Raw genomic sequence first — 18,306 nt, 5'->3', positions numbered from 1 at the left:
ACGAACCTACAATGTGGAGGTCATTACATATTGTCTAATATTTTTTCATAATTCAACCTGCAGATCACACATTATTCTAACAATTGGTTTTCTTCTGCGGAGTTCCGCAGTCAAATGTTATAACTGCCTTGAACAGATCACCATCTATGCTCAATCTGAATTTTGCACCCATCAGTGTACACAGACTGTTTGCAATAGACAATCCCAGTCCGCTTCCCTCCGTATTTCTGGAGCTGTCTCCACGGACAAATCTCTCCATGAGCTCATCACTGGACACATTGAGCGGATCTCTGGATATATTCTTGAACTCAATCCTGGTCTTTCTGTCATCGATTATCACCGATGCATATACCCTTGTCCCCGGCATTGCATATTTGCTTATATTACACAGCAGATTATCAAATACTCTCCACAGATGCTGTCCATCAGCTCTTATGACTGCCGGCAACTCTGATCTTGTGAATACGACCTTAAGCCCGGCATTTGCAAGTTTATCCTCATATTCTGCAACAGCCTGCTCAAGCAGCATATTGGCATCTATCTCTGCCCAGTTTATCTGGATATTGCCAGTGGATGCCTTGGATGCCTCGACCAGATCCTCTATGAGTTTTTTCAATCTCGCAGACTGCCTTGAGAGAACTTCTATATATTCCTGTCTTGTCTTCTCATCCATATCGTCCTTCTGCAGCAGATCAACATAGTTGATTATGGATGTAAGCGGGGTCTTTATATCGTGGGATACATTTGTTATGAGTTCTGTCTTCAAATGCTCGCTCTTCATTCTGGCCTCAACAGCCTTTGACATGCCGTCTCTTATCTGGTTGAGGTGTTCACCATGTGCGCGGAATACCCAGAACATTTTGCTTGTGTCCGCTTTCCTGTCCAGATTGCCCTCCGCCATCTCCTTTGCGCACTTGTATAACTCTTGTGTCTGTATGAGATATGCCACTATTCCGACTATGCACAGCCATTTTAAAATGATATAAATCACCACCCAAAGAAGGCCTCTCATGCTGCCTGCTGCCAGGATTGCCACAAAAATTATCTCTACTATAGTTATACCTATATAAGCCCATACGCCCTTCTGCGTCAGGGACATATGACTTTTCACATACCTGAAACAAGCTTTCGTCTTTCTTGCTATCCACTTCAGTGCGCGGATTATCAGACAGTCTGCAAAAAATGTTCCCGCCTTCACCTTAGCGACTATATTATTAAAGAAAAACAATGCCACAGAATATAGGCATGCCACCGGCACCAGAAACGCAATATACTGTATATTCTCTGATACAAATGTGTAATTCCTATACTGGTTCACACACATGGATGCAATACCGCTTTCAACGCAGATCCCTACTGCTGCTGCAACAGAGCATACTGCCATAGCCAGCACAAGCTCAGTCGGAGTCCTCTCAAATCTGCCGAGAGTTATCGTCTCCTTCCCTGTCTTTACGCCGGCGTTGACCATTGAAAATATTGACATGACGATGCACAGCAGCAACATGACTGCAAATCCTGCCAGTATTCCCTCGCTCTTCGTCCTCCATATTCCAATGTATTGAACCATTTCCGGATTTGACGCTTTGATGTTGTCTACAGCAGCCGCCACGTCCACATAGCATTTTCCCGTGATATTTATAAATGAATATGCATCATAGCTTAGCACAAGACAGTAGACCTTTCCAGATGAACTGCCAGAATCGTCTGCTTCATCAAGATACAGTTTTTCAACTGAGCTAGGATAATAATCGCCATACATGATATCCTGTTTGGTAATAGACTTGCCATCCGCTGTCAATACAGAATCTGTATCAGCCTCCACAGTATCACTTTCTTCATATTCTTCATTATAAATGTATTCGTCATAATATGGATCATAATTCCCCAGCAGAGCATTGATATACTGCTCGCCCTGTTCCATATCGCTCTGTTTGTCAAACACAATATATCTTTTAACAGGTACTTCTATCGTGCTATCATAATCATTTGTATATATATTATCGTCCAGCCGTGCATCATCGTTTATCAGCTTTATATTTCCGGTCGTTACTTTTATCTTTCCATTATTGATGCTGACATTTGTATCATCACTGCAGGATGCCGTCAGCATGTAGCCGATATCACCTCGTTCGCTCATATCCTCATACCGGTATGACGACTTGATCGCAGATGTTGTATCCGCATTGGTCAATCTCCGGAAAACATCATCCGCAGTTATAACCATATCTCCGTTATGATCAGCACTCACGAGCTGATTATATGTTGTAATGCTTTCCAGCTGTGACCTTGTATCCTGGATGTAAGCCTTCACCTTTTCGGTAAGCGCATCATTTGTGTCCTCCACATAATCGTTTACAAGTCTCTCATACGGTGTCGCGCCCTGATCATCATCACTGTACACTCCAAGGTAGCTTCCCTGCAGCACCAGACCGCCTGTATACAGCGTTCCATATGCCAGCACCGCCACAAGAATATATATTCCAAGTTTAAAGAACACATTTCCTCGTATCTTATAAATTGTTTTATCCACTATTGTCCCTCCATTCTATATCCTCTTCCCCAGATAACCTTTATGTATCTCGGATCAGATGGATTTATCTCTATCTTTTCTCTCAGGTGTCTTATATGAACCGCAACAGAGCCTTCCGCTCCCATCGGATCCTCCTTCCACACCGCCTTATATATCTCCTTCGTGGAAAATACCTTTCCCACATTCTGCATAAGAAGTTTCAGGATGTCATACTCCGTCGGGGTGAGGGGCATAAGTTCACCGTCAAGTGTGACCTGTTTGGATTTGTCGTCAAGTTCTATACCTCCGATAACCAGCTTATCCTTTGGTGTCTCTCCGCCTCCCAGCTGCATGTAACGCCTGAGCTGGGACTTTACCCTTGCCAGAAGTTCCACCGGATTAAATGGTTTTGTCACATAGTCATCTGCGCCGACCTCAAGTCCCAGCACCTTGTCGGTATCCTCACTCTTTGCCGTAAGCATGATAACCGGCACATTGCTGCTCTCTCTTATCTTTGCCATGGCTGTTATACCGTCCATCTGAGGCATCATGACGTCCATGAGTACAAGCTGTATGTCATTAGAATTTACCATATCAACTGCCTCCATACCATTGTAAGCTTTATACACCGAATACCCGGCTGTCTTAAGATATATCTCTATAGCTGATACTATATCTTTTTCATCGTCACATATTAATATATTGTACATTTTTCTTGTCCTCACCTTTTTCGTATTTATCCTTAGCTTACCACAATCACCTCCTGTTCTCAATTATCGCCATACTGCCATTAAGAAACAACCATTATAAAGTTTAAGATATCTTTAAGACTTGTCATTATTTGTGGTATACTTAGGAGGCGGTCTGTCATTGCAGATGTTATAACGCAAAATATATCACTATATAGAAACGGAGTTTTATTATGACAAAAAAAGACGTACTTGAGATAAGACACCTGTTTGCTCCAAAGGAATGCTCCATAAGCAAGATCCGCGGATGCTACGTGGACGGAGACTGCAACAAGGTGGCGACCATCAACGAACAGTTTCTCACCATGCCGGAAGAAGAAACATACAAATATTTTGAAATACTGAAAAAGACTTTATCAGGAAGCATTGGCAAGAATCTTGTCACCATGCCATTTCCTACCTCACAGGAGTTTGAAGGCGGCACACAGGAATTCCTGAATAAACTCAGGAAGAGCAAGCTTGAGAACGATGAGCTGATAAATGAGTTCTATGACAAGGTCATCGAGAACTACGATTACACCGGCAACTACCTCATACTGCTCATCCACGATACATATGATGTTCCGGGCAAGACAACCGACGGCATCATGATGGACGATGCATCAGACGAGGTGTATGACTATATCATGTGCTCCATTTGCCACGTCAACCTGTCCAAGGCGGGACTCAGCTACTTCGACGTTGAAAGCACATTCCACAACAGAGTCCGCGACTGGGTGGTCGACATGCCGGACATAGGCTTCCTGTTCCCGGCATTTATCGACAGGAGCACGGATATCCACAACGTTCTGTACTACACCAAAAAACCGGAGGAGCTTCACGACAGCTTCATAAGCAATCTTCTCGGCACCTCGCTTCCTATAACGGCAGGCGAGCAGAAGGATGTATTTCAGGAGATCGTGGCTGAGACTCTGGGTGACGACTGTAATTATGACATGGTCAGAACCATCCATGACAATCTGAATGAGATGATCGAACAGAGAAAAGACAGTCCTGAACCGCTGACCCTATCCAAGAACACTATAAAGAATCTGCTGACAGAGAGCGGAGTATCAGATGAGAAGATGGCAGATTTTGACGCCCACTACGAGAAGGTAACCGCTGCGGCAGCACCGCCTGAGCAGCCATCTGAGAACCCGGAGGATGAACCGGCCATAGTTGTACCGCGTGAGAAGTCAACTGTCATGTACGCGACAAATGTTGCAAACACAAAAACATTTGAGGTAAAGACTCCTGATGTGGTCATCAAGGTGAATCCTGAGAGAACTGATCTGGTAGAGACCATGGAGATCGACGGAAGGAAATGCATCGTCATCCAGATATCCGATCAGGTCGAGGTAAACGGAATACCTATCAACAACAAATAACAAAGGCACAAAAAAGGACCACCGGCAGCAACAAAACCGCCGGTGATCCTTTTTTCTATCTGCCCTACTGTTTGAGCATCTTCTTTTTCTTCAATATCAAAGCTATCACAATACTTATAACGAGTATTATACCGCACACTATCTCAAATCCATATGGTACATTCGCAAATGGCATCCACTTCGTGCCCACATTCATTCCATACACACCGGATATAACTGTAGGCACAGCCATGACGATGGTTATGGCCGCCAGAAACTTCATGGCGTTGTTCAGTCTGTTGTTGATGATGGTCGTCATGAGCTCCCTCGTACCACTTATGATATCTCTGTATATCTGTGTCATCTCTATAGCCTGCTTATTCTCCACCAAAACGTCGTCAAGCAATTCCTTGTCCTCCGGATACTGCTTGATTCTGCCATATCTGGTCAGCTTGTCGAGGACTACTCCGTTCGCCCTCAGTGACGTTGCGAAGTATACAAGGTTGGACTCCAGCTCGTGAAGATCTATGAGATCCGCATCCTCGGTCTCCTCCTGGATACGCTGCTCAATAAGGGTTCTTCTTCTGTCCATGACTCTCAGATAATACTGGTATGTGGTACAGTTCCTGTAGAGTATCTGGTACATGAACCTCATCCTCTTCTTGGTGCTGAACTCTCTCACCTTGCCCTCCATAAAGGCCTCAAGCACAGGAGTCTCCTCGGCGCATATGGTGATGATGCAGTCTGCAACCAGTATGATACCAAGAGGGATTGTTGTATATGCCTCTCGTTCATTTCTTATCTCTATAGAAGGAATATCCACGATTATCAGTGTGTAGTTGTCCTCCACCTGAACACGTGAGCTCTCCTCATCATCCAGTGCGGCTCTGACATCCGCCAGATCTATCTCAAACCTCTCGGCTATGCTCTTACTCTCATCTATTGTTGGCTTAGTCATGACTATCCAGGCACCAGGACCATATTCCTGTATTTCACTCAAAATTCTGTCATCCGTTCTGTACAGTGTGATCATTCCCTGCGCCTCCTGCCACATAGATTACAGCATGCCTCAAATGCACATTACCGCCTGATAATATTAACATAAAAAACACGGCCTTTCAACAAAGTTTTGTGTAAAGACCGTGTAATATCTATGTTAGTCAAGTGCCTTTCTGTGGGCTACTGTAACCGTCTCCTCGTAGCATGAGAAGGCATCCTCGACATTCTTCTGGTCAGGCTTCTTTGTGAACAGGCTCACAATAGGAACTATGATGAGACCGCCCACCATTGCAACCGCACCGCAGTTGATAGGTGACTGCATCACTGCCGGGAACTTGAACAATCCCCATGTATTGCTTATAAAGTTCAGCGTCATGATTCCTGTTCCCCATATAAAGCATGTCCAGCAAGCCGCAACTGTAGTCTTCTTCCAGTATAAGCCATATAAAAATGGAGCAAGGAACGCACCTGCTATAGCCCCCCATGAAACACCCATAAGCTGTGCTATGAACGTTATCCTGCTTGAGTACTGCACGATGGCAATAACAGCCGATACAGCAACAAACATAACGAGCATGAGCCTCATGACAAGTATCTGTTTCTTCTCATCCATCTTCGGTGCAATGACCGGCTTTATAAAGTCGATGGTGAGCGTTGAGCTGGATGTAAGGACCAGCGAAGAAAGTGTGGACATAGATGCTGAAAGCACCAGTATGACCACAAGTCCCATAAGGGCAGCTGGAAGCTTCTCAAGCAGATGTGGAATGATGGCATCGAATCCCTCTGTAGCAACATCGGTTCCTGTCAGTCTTCCAAAACCGCCGAGGAAATAGCATCCGCCGGCAACTACGATCGCAAACAGTGTCGACACAACCGTACCTGTCTTGATGGATCTCTCATCCTTTATGGCGTAGAACTTCTGTACCATCTGTGGAAGTCCCCATGTTCCAAGGGATGTCAGCACGACGACACAAAACAGATTGAACACGTCAGGTCCCAGGAATGATGCAAATACACCCGGTGTATCTGACACTGCAGGATCATTTATCCTTGCCAGACTGTCTAGCGCGCCTGTGAGTCCACCATAGTTGTTGAGTACCGCATATATGACTGCCACGATTCCCACCAGCATGATGAGTCCCTGGATGAAATCGTTGATAGCAGTCGCCATATATCCACCTACGATTACATATATACCTGTAAGGGCAGCCATGACGATTACGCATATCTTATAGTCAACATTGAACGCCATTCCGAACAGTCTTGAAAGTCCGTTGTACAGTGACGCTGTATATGGAATGAGGAAGATGAAGATGATGATCGACGAGAAAAGCTTCAATGACTTGCTGGAGTATCTCTTCTCGAAGAACTCCGGCATAGTTCTCGTGTCAAGCTCCTGTGTGAGCAGTCTTGTTCTTCTTCCGAGAACTACCCATGCCACCAGTGAGCCAAGCAGCGCATTTCCAATTCCTATCCATGTGGAAGCAATTCCGTACTTCCATCCAAACTGTCCGGCATATCCAATGAATATAACCGCTGAGAAATAAGATGTTCCATAGGCAAATGCCGTGAGCCACGGGCCAACACTTCTGCCTCCGAGAACAAATCCATTCACATCCTTTGTGTGTTTTCTCGAGTAAAATCCAACTCCAAGCATGATTGCAAAGAAAACAACAAGCATAATAACTTTGAGTACCATAGTATCCTCCCAATACATTTTTTATCCGCGGTTTACTTTATCACATCAAAGCGTGTCAACTTTAAAGTTTTGCGGTTTAAATTGCTATATCTGATTATAAGTTATACCCATACCATAGTCAAGAAATATCCACAAAAAATACAGCGTGCGGCAATCGCTACACGCTGTATTTTTTATTGAGATCTAATCAAGTTCATCTAAATCATAAAAATCATCCATACTGTAATAATCCTTGTCATCGTGACTTGTTATACACACCAACTCTTCCGGTTCATAATCATCACATAAATGACTATACCCCATTCATTTGATATCTGCTACATATAATTCTTGTACATAATATAAGCAAAATATACCGCATACACAGCCAGCATCACTATTCCGCCCGGCCTGGTGAGCTTCTTCTTTCTGACGCTGCACACCCAGAGGAGAACAGCAGCCACTATTGCCATGATGCCATCCAACAGGAAGTTCTGCTCAAACTGCACTGGGGTTATGAGCATTGTAGTTCCGGCAACGAAAAGTATATTGAATATATTGCTTCCAACTATGTTGCCTATGGCAATATCTGTCTGCCCCTTTTTTGCCGCTGTGCATGATGTCACAAGCTCAGGAAGAGATGTGCCAAATGCCACTATTGTAAGACCTATGAGTCTCTCTGTCATACCGAGCTTTCCAGCTATATATGATGCCGCATTTACAGTGAAATTACTTCCGACCACGACCAGCGCTAATCCTATGATTATAAACAGTATAAGTCTCGGAGTCTTATCCTTCTCCGTGAGTTCTATAGAATCACTCTCGCTGTTGCCATTCTTCGCGCTGATGATCAGATATACCAAAAATCCAATAAACACTACATAGAATATCACACCCTCAAGTCTGCTGAGCACACCATCAAAATATCCCATGCAGAGTATCATGATCGATGCCACGATAACAAATGGTATATCTATCCTAAGTGTATTTTTCTTTATAGGAAGTGCTGCTATGAGTGCTGTCACTCCAAGGATGACAAGTATGTTAATAATGTTGCTTCCAAGCACATTTCCAACAGTGATCCCGGCTCCCGCAGGCGAAAGTGCCGCCTTTATGCTGACAGCTGCTTCTGGAGCACTAGTGCCCATGGCAACTATTGTTAAGCCAACTACCATCTCTGGTATGTTGCATTTGACAGCTATTTTAGACGCACCATCTACAAATACATCCGCTCCCTTTATCATAAACACAAATCCAAGCACAAGAAGCAGTATCTGACCTAACATTTTTAATATCTCCATACATTCCCTCCATTGTATATATGCTACATTTTTACCTCAGCTATATAAGCAGCTTTTCTATCCCTATCATGTGGCATATGACGTATTACAGATCTCTTCTGACAATTATCATGCCCGCAACGCTGTCCAGCAATTCCTCAATTCCAAGACCTTCCGCTTTGATATTGATATGGCAGTACTTCTCATAAAGCTTTGTCCTCTCATTATACAAATCTTTCAGAGTCTGTCCATCCTTCAGCACCACGCCTCTTCTCTTGATATTGCCAAGTCTGTTCGCTATCTCCTCATATGGAAGATTGATATATATAACTGTATCCTCCGCCATGTATTTCTCCATGGCATCAGTACAGTACACAGCGCTTCCACCTGTGGCTATGACTGCATGTTGGTCTGTGATACCCTTGTTCACATCATTCTCTATCTTTAAAAACCCATCATCGCCATACTTTGCTATGATCTCCCTGAGCAGCATTCCCTGACTGTTCTGTATGAGAATATCTGCATCGATGAACTTATAACCGAGAACCTTTGCCAGAAGAACCCCTATAGTGCTCTTGCCCGCTCCCGGCATGCCTGTAAGTACTATGTTGTTCATTTCTCTTTTACCTCCGGTATAACTGATACTTCGTCCTTGAGCGTCTTGAGAACAAAGTGCGTTTCAGTTGCTGACACACCCTCATATCCCTTCACAAATCTATACACCTCGTCCAGACCTGCAGCGGAATCAGTCACTATCTTCAATATAAAGTCAAAATCTCCTGTCATATAGAAGCATGCGACTATGCTGTCATTTGTCTGTATAAGCTGTGCAAATTCATCATAATATTTCGGATGCTTCAGTCTCACTTCCATGATGGCTACCATCTCATTGCCCAGCTTTTTCTGGTCAACCTCAATGGTATATCCCTTTATTACCCCGCTGCTCTCCATCTTCCTTATTCTCTCTATCACGGCCGAGACAGAGAGATTGATCTCTTCACTGATGGCCGATGCTGTAAGTCTCGCATTGTCCTTCAGGCATCTCAGTATCTTGTAGTCAATGTTATCCATTAATTAAACCTCTGTATAATAAAATTAGATTACTCCCAAACATTTTAACACAAACACCCACAGAGTCAACGTCACTGACGATAATAATGTGGATAAAACGATAATATTCGATGACAGCACATAATCATTGTCCATATTCTTCGCCATGATGTATCCCGACACCGTAGCCGGTGCTCCAACCATTATAAGTATAGCAACTATCTCACTCGGCCCAAAGCCCATACCAATGGCAACCGGAAGGAATATGACAGGAAGAATCACAAGCTTTATGACCGTTGCCACAAGTGACGGCTTGAGCCTGGTCAATGCCTGCTGTGAGTCAAATCCAGCACCTATGGCTATGAGCGCTATAGGAGTCGCCGTCTGTGCTATATAACTGATAGTTCTTGTCGGTATGGCTGGTATCGGTATGTCAAATACAGAGAACGGGACTCCAAGCAATATTCCTATGATGATCGGATTCTTCAATATATTGACGAACGCTTTCTTGATACCAGCTGTTCCTCTCTGTCTGTCGTTCCCGCCAAATGTCAGAGCTATTACAGATATAATATTGTACATCGGCACCGCTGACACTATCATGAGAGGCGCCATGCCCGAGTTGCCACAGATATTCTCCACAAATGCAACGCCGAGAACCGCAGCACTTCCTCTTGCTCCACCCTGCACAAATGCACCGATCATGGTTCTGTCCTTACAGTATATCAGTGCAAACACCCATACCAGCCCAAACATTATGATCGTTCCAAAGAAGCAGAACAGAACAAACTTTACATTGAGGTCGTCCAATATGGAGGTCGTCGCAATATCCCTGAACAGCAGAACCGGAAGGGCTACCTTGAACACATATTTATTCGCCACGTTGGCGAACTCTTCTGTTATAATATGTATCTTCATCAGAAACCATCCCAGAAGTATCACCAGAAATATCGGTATCGTTGCATTTATGCTGAATATAAAATTATCCATTACTACACATCCTCACAATTTTCAATTTTTTTCAAAATACCTATTGACTTTCGCTCCTATAATGCATATAATGCAAAAGTCGGTTTGATGAATAGGCGATAACGTCTGATTCAATATAACACATCAGCAACTGATTTTCAAAAAAAATTAAAAAAAGTTGTTGACAAGCATCACCGACTTGTGTATAATAGGTTTTGCGTTGGTCGCAAAGGACTAACGGGGTGTGGCTCAGCTTGGCTAGAGCGCTTGATTTGGGATCAAGAGGTCGCAGGTTCGAATCCTGTCACCCCGACTTATAATCCAAAACACTGTTAAGCATTATGCGGGTGTAGTTCAATGGTAGAACACTAGCCTTCCAAGCTAGATACGTGGGTTCGATTCCCATCACCCGCTCTTTATTTTCGCTAACATATACATATAGCGGGAATTGGTACGTGTCCGTAGCTCAGCTGGATAGAGCAACGGCCTTCTAAGCCGTGGGTCGGGGGTTCGAATCCCTTCGGGCACATTTTTGTATCTTAGCTACTACTACTGTTAGCAGGCTAAGATATATTTTTATAAAATAGCAATTATTTTATAAGCCTATGGTGGGTATGGCGCAGTTGGCTAGCGCGCCAGATTGTGGCTCTGGAGGCCGAGGGTTCGAGTCCCTCTATCCACCCTTTTTCTTTATCGCACATATTAGCGATGCTATTGGGTTATCGCCAAGCGGTAAGGCACAGGACTTTGACTCCTGCATTCGCTGGTTCGAATCCAGCTAGCCCAGTTATTAAAGTCCAGACTTATGGGCCATTAGCTCAGGCGGTAGAGCACTTGACTTTTAATCAAGTTGTCCGGGGTTCGAGTCCCCGATGGCTCACTATTTCCCTTCTGATATGAGGGGCTATTTTTATTTTATGAAGAATTAAGCGGATATGGCGGAACTGGCAGACGCGCTAGACTTAGGATCTAGTCCTTCGGGGTGCAGGTTCGATTCCTGTTATCCGCATTTTTTATACCTTTTATCATGACGTTTCGTCCTATCTTCCATTTTTTTAGTAGATGGCAAAAAAATACGCTCTATCCTCAATGGATAGAGCGTATCTTTATACTACCATATTCTTCTATATAATACAGTACGAATTACTCAGCGTCTGCCGCCTCGGCTGCTTCTGCTGCTGGCTCTGCCTCATCTGTATCTTCCTCATCATCGAAGAAGTCATCGTCGAAATCATCGTCGAAGTCATCATCAAAATCATCAAGGAAGTCTGGTGTAAGATATGAATATACTGCATATGCAATACCTGCAATAGCAGCAACGGCACCAATGATAACCAAGATCACAAATAATGTGCTCTTTGCCTTCTCTTCTGTTGCATCGCCTTTAACTAAGATTACGTCACTACTCTTCATCGTTACATTCCACCCTTTCTTAACCCTGTAACGGGTTTCATTATATTATATTGATTTGAGAGAAGAAACATACAGTTATTATCTCCCAATACATACCAAAATTATAGCATACGGTTTTGATTATTTCTATATGTATTTTATAAATAAATCTAACATGCGGTTTAATTGACTACTCGCATTTTTTGAGCTTTGCAAACGAAGCAAACATCTTCCTGACACCGCATCTGTCGAAATTCACTGTAACCTCGTAATCCTTATCGCCCTTCTCCAAAGCCTCCACAGTACCCGGACCAAACTTAATATGTCTGACTCTGTCTCCAACAGCATAATCCGGCTTGCCAACACTGTTTACCACAAAGGCTTTGCCGAACGAAGGCTGGGAAGACGGCTGCCCGTATGACTGCTGTTTTGCATAGCTGCTGTATGGATTCTTCTGTCCATAGCTTCTGCCTGAGGCTGCTCCAGCGGTTCTTCCACCGCCATAGCCGGCATATGTATCACCATATGAACTTCCATACGCATCTCTGCGTCCTTCACCTCTGTTATATCTGTCGACAGACTCCGACTCTCTTCGCTTTGCCATATTCTTCATATCAGCTTCATGCTCAAACAGCATAGGCGGGATCTCTCTTATGAATCTGGACACATCGCTGTACACCCTATTACCATGCATCATTCGTTCCTTCGCCGCACTCAGGTACAGCTTTTTCATGGCTCTGGTTATACCCACGTAACACAGACGTCTCTCCTCCTCAAGAGCATCGGGATCATCTGAGTTGAGTGCAATTCCACTAGGAAATACTCTGTCCTCCATTCCGCATATAAATACGTATGGGAACTCCAGACCCTTGGCACTGTGGAGAGTCATCAGCTTGACCTGATTGTCATCCTCCGACATGGCATCGAGGTCAGACACAAGCGCTATCTCCTCCAGGAACTCGCTGAGCCCTGCCTCCTCATTATCCTCTGTGAATTCCACCACCTTGTTGCGGAGTTCATCGATATTCTCAAGTCTAGTCATGGCCTCCTCTGTGTGCTCTGCTATGAGCTCTGACTCATAACCCGTATCCTCAAGAATCCTGTCGTACACCGAGTCAAGGCTCTCACCATCCGCCAGCATATCCCTGAATGATGTGATAAGCTCCGCAAACTGCCTGATCTTGGCCGAGGTCTTGGCAGCCATTCCCGGTATCTCGTCAGCTCTCGCCGCAGCATCCATCATCGACAATCCATACGCATCCGCAAATGACTCAACCTTGCTGAGACTCGCCTCGCCTATACCTCTCTTCGGAACATTTACCACTCTCCTGAAGTACAGGTTGTCAGTGGAATTGTTGATGACCTTGAGATATGCCAGAACATCCTTGATCTCCTTTCGGGCATAGAAGTTTGTGCCGCCATATACTCTGTATGGTATGTTCGCATACACCATCTTCTCTCCGAGCACACGGGACTGTGCATTCGTCCTGTAGAGGATAGCTATATCCCTGTAGTCCACTCCCTGTCTGACAAGAGTCTTGATACGGCTCGCCACCATATCTCCCTCTGCATATTCCGAATCGCACTGCTCAAACGAGATCTTCTCACCGGCATCCTTATCCGTCCACAGAGCCTTATCCTTACGGCCTGCATTGTGCTGTATGACTGCATTCGCTGCGGCAAGTATATTGCCACAGGATCTATAGTTCTGTTCCAGCTTGATAACCTTCGCATCCTCATATTCCTTCTCAAAGTTCAGGATATTGGTTATATTCGCTCCTCTGAACTTGTATATGGACTGATCATCGTCTCCCACCACACACAGGTTCCTGTATTTTCTCGCAAGCATCTTGACCAGCAGGAACTGTATGTGATTAGTATCCTGATACTCGTCAACCATGATATATCTGAATCTATTCTGATATGTATCAAGGACATCAGGATTGTGCTCGAACAGCTCCACCGTCTTGTAAATAAGATCGTCAAAGTCCATCGCATTGTTCTTCTTAAGACGACTCTGATACTCAGTGTACACCTCTGCAGCCTTTGTTCCTGCATAGTCTGCAGCATTCTTTTTTGCAAATTCATCAGGTGACAGATACTTCTCCTTGGCCTTGGATATCTCCGCCATGAACATCTTCTCGGGATACCTCTTCGGGTCTATCTGAAAATCCTTGAGTATACTCTTCACCGTACTCTTCTGGTCATCCGAATCATATATATCAAAGTTCTTGCCATAGCCGATCTTATCAGCATATCTTCTGAGTATCCTCACACACAGCGAATGAAATGTGCTGACCCATACCCTGTCAGCTCCATCCCCAACTATCAGATCAACTCTCTCCCGCATCTCACGGGCCGCCTTGTTGGTGAATGTGATCGCCAGTATGTTCAGAGGATTAACTCCTTCGTGCTCCATGAGATAGGCTACCCTGTGTGTGATAACCCTGGTCTTTCCGCTTCCTGCTCCCGCAAGTATGAGCAGCGGCCCATCCACATGCTCACAGGCCTGTTCCTGCATATCGTTAAGTCCTGCCATAATTCCTCCTGTATCCTGTGACGTAAAAAACGCCGTTATATATACCAAACATATGTTTTATTCCATCTGCCTAGTATATCATAACAGCGTTTATTTGAAAATATCATTATTCAATTATAATGTATTTGTCTTTAGATCAGCTTCGTTCCACAGTTGCCACAGAACTTCGCACCGTTAGTTGGCTGTCCACAGTTAGGACAGAACTTTGGAGCTGTTCCGGTTCCTGCTGCCTGTGTTGCTGCATTGTTCATCTGGTTCATAGCTCCGGCCATCTGACCTGCCATAGCCATTCCCATCTGCATTCCTACCATGGCATTTGCCATATCCGTTGCATTGCTTCCGGCTGTTCCTGTACGGCCACCCCTTGCCATGGAATCAACCATATTCACCTGCTGGAATCTGTTCATATCCCCTATCATAGAATACTCAGCAGCCTGATCAGCACGCTTCTGTATATTCTCAGGATATGTAAACTCGCTTATTCTGAAATCAGTTATCGTAAGTCCGATTCCCAGGAGTTCCATGTCCAGATCTTCCTTGATACCCTTAGCTATATCAACGGAATTGGCCATAAGATTGAATACGTCTCCGCCAACCTTTGTGATCCACTTCATCAGCAGTCCGTCCAGGATACCCCTTATCCTATCTCTTATGTCATCGACTGTGAACTGCTGCTTTATACCTGCAACCTTCTCTATTAGAACATTATAATCGTCTATCTTGAATGAGAATTTACCATTTGATCTCACAGGAAGTCCGCCCGGAAGTCCCGGTGCCTGAAGTCTGATCGGTGAACTGGTTCCCCAGTTACATGTAAACTCTTTTGTATTCACAAACAAAACCTCTGCGCGAAGTCCTGAATTGAATCCGAACTTAAATCCCTTCAATGTTGAAAGGAATGGTATGATCTGTGAATCAATAGTGTAGTTTCCAGACTCGGTAAATATACCTTCAACCGCTCCGTTATAAAGGAATATAGCATCCTGTCCCGGTTTGATTATAAGCTTTGAATCCTTCTTGATCTCTCTATTTGTCCACTTCCAGAAGATGACGTCATCTCTGTACTCTTCCCATTCTACAACATTAGCAAACTGATTTGAAAATAAACCCATGTAGTGCACTCCTCTCTGTTCTGCAATATGTTTGGAATATTATAATCCCATCTTTGCCTTAAGTGCTGCAAGCTCATCCTGAACGTCTGCATTTGGAGCTGCATCATACTTGCTTGCAAGATCATCTATTGAATCTGCGCTTGATGAATTGAGCTCGCTCATTGCATTTGCCTTGTCAAGCATAGCGTCTGCCTTTGCTTCCATTCTTGAAAATGCATCAAGTGAAGCTGATGAATCGCCGATACCGCTCATCATCTTGTTCATACGCTCCTGAGTCTTAGCAACCTGAACCTTTGCCTTGATAGTCTCTTTTCTTGCATTGAGATCGCTGACATCCTTTGTGAGCTTGTCATGCATCTGTCTCATCTTGGCTGCGTTAGCTGCTGCTGCATCATATGCCTGCTGAAGAGCTACCTGCTTCTGCGTGAGCTGGTTCTTCTTCTCGAGGAACTTCATTGCATCGCCCTCGTTACCTGCTACAAGTGCCTTCTCTGCATATGTCTGCATCTTTGCGATCTCTGCGTCACACTCATCAAGCTGTCTCTTGCATCTCTGCTCCTCTGCCATAACAGTTGCAGTCTCTGACTTAACCTTTCTGAGATCCTCCTGAAGGTCTCTGAGGTACTGATCTATCATCTTCTCAGGATCCTCTGCCTTGTCAAGAAGTGCATTGATGTTTGATGACATAATGTCCTTAAATCTCTTTAAAATTCCCATAACTTTTTACCTCCGCGTTTTAGGTTGATTTATTTGTATATAATATTAAATGTTGCCTCCTGTCGACGACACCACCATTATATGATCTCCCATGCTCCGGCGCAATACCATGCATGCTGTGTTGCTGCATCATATAATGTGCTATTCGACACGTTACCCCCTGTAAAGTATCAGCCGCCAACTTATCAGGCTTTAATATTCAAAACTAGCGCGTCCCCTGCATGTTGCACGAAACTTTTATACGACTCCGTCATCCACGTCATCATAGGCATCGGATATACGTCCGCCTATTCTGAAATCAGGTCTGCCGTTCTTGTCTGAGTCGCTTCCCTTGGCACTCGCATCCGTTATCGACTCCTCAAGTCTCACCGGTGTTCTGTCTCCAAAGCGTCTCATCTTATCGTCATGATCACTGTCTTTTATGACATGTATCGAAGAATCCGCATCGTCAGTCTCCCTCTGGACACTCTTGACCGGTTCCCTGGATGCCTTCACTCGGATTGGTTCAGGCTCCTTCTTATCTTCAAAATCGAACTCCCACTGAACCATCTCCGGCTCACCGTTCTTATCCTTGTGCTCCTCATCCTTGGCTTTGTTCTTCTCATAATACAGCTCATTCGCCAGAAGCTGGCTGATCTCCAGTATATCGGCATAGCGCTCCTGCTTCTTCATATCCATGAGACCTTCCATGAGCTCCTTCTTGTTGTTCTCAATGATCTCAGATTTCTTTCTCAGAGAATCAAGGACTCTGTCGCTCTCCATGCTTATCATATTATATGCCTGGTTCACGGTCTCGTTGATCTCCATCAGCATCTCATTTGTATAAATGATAGATGCCGCATATATCTCGTTGGCCGTTCTGAGCGCCTGCCTGTCCTGCTTGCCAAGGCTCTTGACATTGCGGTCCACAAAGAGCGGGCTTGGCTTTGTAAGCCTGATCCTGGATGCGGTCTCCTCGGCCTCTGCGATGATCTCATCGGCCTCCTGCTCTGCCTCCTTGATGATCTTGCTTCTCTTGTCTGTGATCTCATGATATGCCTTGAGTTCCAGATCTATAGTAGTCTTGAGCTCCTCAACGATCTCAAGAACCTCTTCCTTGTTGACCAGTACCTTACCTGCTGCAAATGGAACGTTCTGTCCATCTCCAACTATATCCTGTATTCTATCTAAAAGCTGTTTAGCTTTTCCGTTCTCCATAATAGTGCCTCCATCGCAACTTTTCTATCTCATAAGTATACGCTAGTTTATTTTAGCATCTTTCATATGGCATTTCAACGTTAATCTATCGCCGGTTTCACATCATCTCTCGGAAGCCCAAGGAAATCCTGTATAAGATGTCTTGTAAAAAGCCGTCCTTCCTCGCTCTCAAATATACGCTCAGGATGCCACTGGAAGGCAAGTATGCTCATCGTCGGTGATACAAATGCCTCGACAGATTCATTCTCCTCATCGACCACTATCGGATAGAACATCGTCGACAGATTTTCCAGATAGACACAGTCGCTGTGGAAGTTGTTTACCTTGATATATCTGTCCGTCTTGACTATCCTTGCCATGTGGTCTGTGCCTCTGGGTCTTGGCACCTTAAAGCGCGCGGAATAACTTATCTTACCGCCAAACAGCGCATTTATGTGCTGCATTCCCCTGCACACGCCTATCACTGGGATCTCATTCTGGACGCAGTACATTATGAGCTGCTCCTCTAGCGCATCACGGTGCGGCTGCAGCTCTGCATTGTGCGGCTCCACATAATGTCTCGGATGGAGCGTTCCGCCCCCTGTCACTATCAGGAGATCAAACTGTTCATCCACTATCTCATCAAAGTTTTTTGTAAAGTTGGATACCGGTCTGAGTCTTATTCCAAGGCTCTCATAGAACTCCACATAAGCAGCCTCGAGAACGTCCGTATATTTTCCATACATATTGTGTCCTTCCCGCTGTGTTATAAGTGCATGTAACATAAAAC

15 protein-coding genes and 7 tRNA genes are annotated in these 18,306 nt (G+C 44.6%); 8 read left to right on the top strand and 14 right to left on the bottom strand.

The genetic code is table 11. The annotated features are described in order from the left end of the window. Positions 1–76: 76 nt before the first annotated feature. Both DWW60_RS11795 and DWW60_RS11790 read right to left on the bottom strand, forming a co-directional pair. Positions 77–2,530, bottom strand: a complete 2,454-nt coding sequence (locus DWW60_RS11795; RefSeq protein WP_117875433.1) for a sensor histidine kinase — start codon at positions 2,528–2,530, stop codon at positions 77–79. Then, positions 2,530–3,219 carry a response regulator transcription factor gene (locus DWW60_RS11790; RefSeq protein ID WP_117549467.1) on the bottom strand — a complete coding sequence of 230 codons (690 nt, stop codon included), beginning with the start codon at positions 3,217–3,219 and terminating at the stop codon, positions 2,530–2,532. The genes DWW60_RS11795 and DWW60_RS11790 overlap by 1 nt, the downstream gene beginning before the upstream one ends. A gap of 212 nt (positions 3,220–3,431) precedes the next feature. Here DWW60_RS11790 and DWW60_RS11785 point away from each other — a divergent pair, with 212 nt between their 5' ends. After that, entirely contained in the window at positions 3,432–4,625 is a 1,194-nt protein-coding gene (locus DWW60_RS11785; protein ID WP_117875432.1) for a DUF4317 domain-containing protein, read from the top strand. Between the two features lie 64 nt (positions 4,626–4,689). Here DWW60_RS11785 and DWW60_RS11780 read toward each other — a convergent pair whose 3' ends face one another. The 6 genes from DWW60_RS11780 to DWW60_RS11755 form a co-directional block, all read right to left on the bottom strand. Next, the gene (locus DWW60_RS11780; RefSeq protein WP_117549331.1) at positions 4,690–5,637 is read right to left on the bottom strand and encodes a magnesium transporter CorA family protein; all 948 of its coding nucleotides are present in this window, start codon (positions 5,635–5,637) and stop codon (positions 4,690–4,692) included. 123 nt (positions 5,638–5,760) lie between these two features. Beyond that, positions 5,761–7,302, bottom strand: coding sequence for a sodium:solute symporter family protein (locus tag DWW60_RS11775; RefSeq protein ID WP_117875431.1), 1,542 nt, complete (start codon positions 7,300–7,302; stop codon positions 5,761–5,763). Between the two features lie 317 nt (positions 7,303–7,619). Continuing rightward, entirely contained in the window at positions 7,620–8,582 is a 963-nt protein-coding gene (locus tag DWW60_RS11770) for a calcium/sodium antiporter (protein ID WP_015533950.1), read from the bottom strand. Between the two features lie 85 nt (positions 8,583–8,667). Further along, positions 8,668–9,177 (bottom strand): shikimate kinase, encoded by a 510-nt coding sequence (locus DWW60_RS11765; protein ID WP_055223268.1) that lies wholly within the window; start codon positions 9,175–9,177, stop codon positions 8,668–8,670. Then, complete coding sequence (locus tag DWW60_RS11760) at positions 9,174–9,632, bottom strand: Lrp/AsnC family transcriptional regulator (protein ID WP_022215931.1); 459 nt, start codon at positions 9,630–9,632, stop codon at positions 9,174–9,176. The genes DWW60_RS11765 and DWW60_RS11760 overlap by 4 nt, the downstream gene beginning before the upstream one ends. A gap of 24 nt (positions 9,633–9,656) precedes the next feature. Continuing rightward, complete coding sequence (locus tag DWW60_RS11755; protein ID WP_022215932.1) at positions 9,657–10,601, bottom strand: AEC family transporter; 945 nt, start codon at positions 10,599–10,601, stop codon at positions 9,657–9,659. Between the two features lie 217 nt (positions 10,602–10,818). Between DWW60_RS11755 and DWW60_RS11750 the strand changes: the two genes are divergently transcribed. The 7 genes from DWW60_RS11750 (at position 10,819) to DWW60_RS11720 (ending at position 11,589) form a co-directional block, all read left to right on the top strand. Beyond that, positions 10,819–10,893 (top strand) — tRNA-Pro (locus tag DWW60_RS11750). A 30-nt stretch (positions 10,894–10,923) separates the two neighbouring features. Then, positions 10,924–10,994, top strand: a tRNA-Gly gene (locus DWW60_RS11745). 41 nt (positions 10,995–11,035) lie between these two features. Beyond that, positions 11,036–11,109 (top strand) — tRNA-Arg (locus tag DWW60_RS11740). Between the two features lie 79 nt (positions 11,110–11,188). Beyond that, positions 11,189–11,262: transfer RNA gene (locus DWW60_RS11735), tRNA-His, on the top strand. A gap of 33 nt (positions 11,263–11,295) precedes the next feature. After that, a tRNA-Gln gene (locus DWW60_RS11730) sits at positions 11,296–11,367 on the top strand. Between the two features lie 20 nt (positions 11,368–11,387). Then, a tRNA-Lys gene (locus tag DWW60_RS11725) sits at positions 11,388–11,460 on the top strand. Between the two features lie 49 nt (positions 11,461–11,509). Continuing rightward, positions 11,510–11,589, top strand: a tRNA-Leu gene (locus DWW60_RS11720). 134 nt (positions 11,590–11,723) lie between these two features. On the opposite strand, the gene DWW60_RS11715 is transcribed toward DWW60_RS11720, so the two are convergent. The 6 genes from DWW60_RS11715 to DWW60_RS11690 form a co-directional block, all read right to left on the bottom strand. After that, the gene (locus DWW60_RS11715; protein ID WP_015533951.1) at positions 11,724–11,993 is read right to left on the bottom strand and encodes a hypothetical protein; all 270 of its coding nucleotides are present in this window, start codon (positions 11,991–11,993) and stop codon (positions 11,724–11,726) included. A 169-nt stretch (positions 11,994–12,162) separates the two neighbouring features. After that, positions 12,163–14,511: a DNA helicase PcrA gene (gene pcrA, locus DWW60_RS11710; RefSeq protein WP_055273291.1), complete on the bottom strand. Its 2,349-nt coding sequence runs from the start codon at positions 14,509–14,511 to the stop codon at positions 12,163–12,165. A gap of 131 nt (positions 14,512–14,642) precedes the next feature. Further along, positions 14,643–15,623, bottom strand: a complete 981-nt coding sequence (locus DWW60_RS11705) for an SPFH domain-containing protein (protein WP_015533953.1) — start codon at positions 15,621–15,623, stop codon at positions 14,643–14,645. 39 nt (positions 15,624–15,662) lie between these two features. Continuing rightward, a complete protein-coding gene (locus DWW60_RS11700; RefSeq protein WP_015533954.1) occupies positions 15,663–16,340 on the bottom strand; it encodes a PspA/IM30 family protein in 678 nt (225 codons plus the stop codon). A 237-nt stretch (positions 16,341–16,577) separates the two neighbouring features. Next, entirely contained in the window at positions 16,578–17,537 is a 960-nt protein-coding gene (locus DWW60_RS11695; RefSeq protein WP_015533955.1) for a hypothetical protein, read from the bottom strand. A gap of 80 nt (positions 17,538–17,617) precedes the next feature. Further along, a complete protein-coding gene (locus DWW60_RS11690; RefSeq protein WP_015533956.1) occupies positions 17,618–18,301 on the bottom strand; it encodes a gamma-glutamyl-gamma-aminobutyrate hydrolase family protein in 684 nt (227 codons plus the stop codon). Positions 18,302–18,306: the final 5 nt, after the last annotated feature.

It is taken from the genome of Coprococcus sp. AF16-22 (assembly GCF_003461545.1).
Lineage (GTDB): Bacteria > Bacillota > Clostridia > Lachnospirales > Lachnospiraceae > Coprococcus > Coprococcus aceti.
Note: the sequence above shows the minus strand (reverse complement) of the source record. Positions and strands in the feature narration are given on the sequence as shown.